Annotated in this window: 4 protein-coding genes; all 4 read right to left on the reverse strand. The window is 31.6% G+C overall.

The annotated features are described in order from the left end of the window. The coding region (uxuA, locus tag NSA58_RS17690) for a mannonate dehydratase (RefSeq protein ID WP_257560760.1) at positions 1-608 on the reverse strand (608 nt) is incomplete at its 3' end. Positions 609-654: 46 nt separating this feature from the next. Then, complete coding sequence (locus NSA58_RS17695) at positions 655-1,686, reverse strand: sugar kinase (protein ID WP_074429274.1); 1,032 nt, start codon at positions 1,684-1,686, stop codon at positions 655-657. Further along, positions 1,667-2,278 (reverse strand): bifunctional 4-hydroxy-2-oxoglutarate aldolase/2-dehydro-3-deoxy-phosphogluconate aldolase, encoded by a 612-nt coding sequence (locus NSA58_RS17700; protein WP_039680973.1) that lies wholly within the window; start codon positions 2,276-2,278, stop codon positions 1,667-1,669. The genes NSA58_RS17695 and NSA58_RS17700 overlap by 20 nt, the downstream gene beginning before the upstream one ends. Positions 2,279-2,311: 33 nt before the next feature. Beyond that, positions 2,312-3,163 (reverse strand): SDR family oxidoreductase, encoded by an 852-nt coding sequence (locus NSA58_RS17705; protein WP_039680974.1) that lies wholly within the window; start codon positions 3,161-3,163, stop codon positions 2,312-2,314. Between the last annotated feature and the right edge of the window lie 184 nt (positions 3,164-3,347).

A 3,347-nucleotide genomic window follows, 5' to 3' on the forward strand; every position in this document is an offset into this window, starting at 1 on the left:
GGTGGATCATCTGGATGTATTGCCATTTTAACTTCTTCCTCTTCAGCTGTTGGCATTATTCCTTTTATGAAGTACTCTAAGTTTTCCCAAAGTTTCTCTTCATCTATATCTTTATATTGATCAAGTAAAGCTCCAAGTCCACCTTCACCATATGATGTATCCCATCCTGGTAATTCTAACTCACCTAATGCTGGATCCATTTTTGCTACTTTTTCTTCATCATATATTAAACAAGTTGATCCATCTTCTAGTTCATATTCTAAATCAGATCTAGTCCAGTCAAATACTGGCATAAAGTTATAACATATAGTTTTTATTCCTGCTTTACTTAAATTTCTTATAGTTTCACAGTAATTTGCTATATATTTGTCTCTTGTTGGAAGACCTAATTTTATATCTTCGTGTACTGGAACACTTTCTATTACTGAAAGTTCTAATCCAGCATCTTCAACTGTTTTCTTTAATTCTAATATTCTATCTAATGGCCATACTTCTCCTACTGGTATATCATATATAGCCGTTACTATTCCTTTCATTCCTGGTATTTGACGGATGTACTCTATTTTCACAGGGTCATCTTGTCCATACCATCTAAATGTCATTTCCATGATTGACTTTCCTCCTAATAATTCTATATACCCTCTACTTATATACTTATCTATTTATATTTTCTATTCCACAATTCATAAGAACTTCAACTTGTTCTAAATCAACCATATTTATATCACCTTTTATACTATGCTTCAAAGCACTTGCACAAGTAGCAAATTCTGCAATCTGACTACTATCCATATTAGTTAAAATCCCATGTAGAATCCCTGCTGTGAAGGCATCTCCTCCACCAACTCTGTCTAGTATGTCAATATGATGAGTTCTAGACGAAGTTAGCTTTTTACCGTCAAAGAAGAATCCTTTTAAAGAATTATTATTTACAGACTTAACAGTTCTCTTTGTACATGCGGCAAATTTAAGGTTTGGATACTTTTCAAATAATTCATTATATAAAGTATTTAATTTAGCTTCCAAATTCTTTTCTTCTGAAACCTTATATTCTAATATATTAATAAAATCTAATATACCTAAAAATACTATATCAACAAAAGGTAATACTTCTAACATGAATTTTCTAGCATCTTCTAATGACCATAATTTTGATCTATAATTCGAATCATAAGATACTAGTATACCACGTTGGCTAGCAGCCTTTATAAGTTCAACAGAAATTTCATACAAGTTGGAACTTAGGGCTGGTGTTACTCCTGATACATGTATCATTTTCACACCTTTTAATATTTTATCAAAATCAAATTCCTCTTTTGTTGCCATAGATATTGATGAATATTCTCTGTCATATATTACATTTGAATTTCTTACACCAAAGCCTTGTTCTAAGAAATATATTCCCAGCCTTCCTTTGCCCCTTAGAATATCCTTAGTATCTACACCAAAGCTGTTCATCGCCCTTATTACCTTATCTCCTAAAACATTCTCTGGTAATTTAGTAATTAGCTTAGTGTTATGACCGAACATACTCAAACTACAAACAACATTAGCTTCTCCACCAGCATAAGTTGCATCAAATTCCTCTGCTTGTATGACTCTTTGGAAGTTTGTAGGAGTAAGCCTAAGCATAACTTCTCCAAAGGCCAATACCACATCATTTTGACTATTTTCTAATGTTTGCAATTTTACTTTTAAACTCTTTAGCTAAATTTTCTATATCTTCTAAAGAGCCTGCTCCTAATAATGAGCTTCCTACTCCTACACACGAAACTCCCATTTCAAACCACTGATCAATATTATCTATGGATACACCTCCTGTTGGCATAATTTCAACATTAGGTATTGGTGCTTTTATTGCTTTAACATATTTAGGTCCAAATACTTCACCTGGGAATAGTTTAATCATTGCATTCCCTTTGTCCATGGCATTCATAACTTCTGTTACTGTCATACACCCTGGTAAGTATAATATATTCATTTCGTGACAAATAGTATTTACTTCATCAGAGAATCCTGGGCTTACAACATATGCAGCACCTGCATCTATTGCATCCTTTGCCATTTTTCTATTTAATACACTTCCTACACCAACTAGTACATCATCGTATTTTTCACAAACATATTTAATTAATTCTACTACATTTGGTATTGTGTAAGTAAGTTCTATGGCTTTCACTCCACCATTTACACAAGCATTTATATATCCTATGGCTTCTTCATGGTTTTTCGCTCTTATTACAGCTACTATACCTTCTTCTTTTATTTTATTTAACATGATAATATACGCCCCCCTATACTTGTTTATATATTAAACTCCAGAATATGCTGAAAACGCTCCATCAACTGGTATGCATATTCCATTAACAAATCCTGATGCATTATTATCTACTAAGTATAATAATGTACCTAATAATTCATCAGCTTCACCAAATCTTCCCATTGGAGTGCTATTTAATATTTTTTCACTTCTTGGCGTTGGAGTTCCATCTTCATTAAATAGTAATTTTTCATTTTGTGCTGTTACGAAGAATCCTGGTGCTATTGCATTAACTCTTATCCCAACTTTTGACATGTGTACTGCTAACCATTGAGTAAAGTTACTTACTGCAGCTTTAGCTCCTGAATATGCAGGTATTTTAGTTAAAGGTGTATAAGCATTCATTGAAGATATATTTATTATTGTTGCACCTTCTCTATTTATCATATCTTTTGAAAACTCTTGAGATGGAAGTAATGTTCCCAAGAAGTTTAAATTAAATACAAAGTTTACACCTTCTGCATCTAGATCAAAGAAAGTAGTTAATTCTTCATTATTTAAATCTTCTGGTAGTAAGTATTCATTAGTTGTAGTTCCTTTTGGATGGTTTCCACCAGCTCCATTTATTAATATGTCACATGGACCAAATTCTTTTAATATTATTTCATGAGCATTTTTTATGCTCTCTTTATTTAAAACATTAGTTTCTATACCTATAGCTGTTCCACCTTTAGCTTTTATAGATTCTGCTTTAGCATCACATGCTTCTTGATTTAAAGCAAGTATAGCTACTTTAGCTCCACATTCTGCTAATGCATCAGCCATAGCTCCACATAATACTCCTGTTCCCCCAGTTACTACTGCAACTTTATTTCTTAAATCAATATTAAATGGTAATTTCATTTTTTGCCTCCCAAGTTTGTGATATTCATGCACAAGTTTTATTTATACTTGTATACTAGCATACTAAAATATATTATGCAAGCTTTTTCCCGCAATTTTTTACATTTTTTTTATGAAATTTTATTTTATTAATTTATGTACAAAATTTTATACTTTTTATATATAAGCCAATAAGCATTTTTCT

Origin of the sequence: Terrisporobacter muris (assembly GCF_024621905.1) — a bacterium.
GTDB classification, from domain to species: Bacteria; Bacillota; Clostridia; order Peptostreptococcales; family Peptostreptococcaceae; genus Terrisporobacter; species Terrisporobacter muris.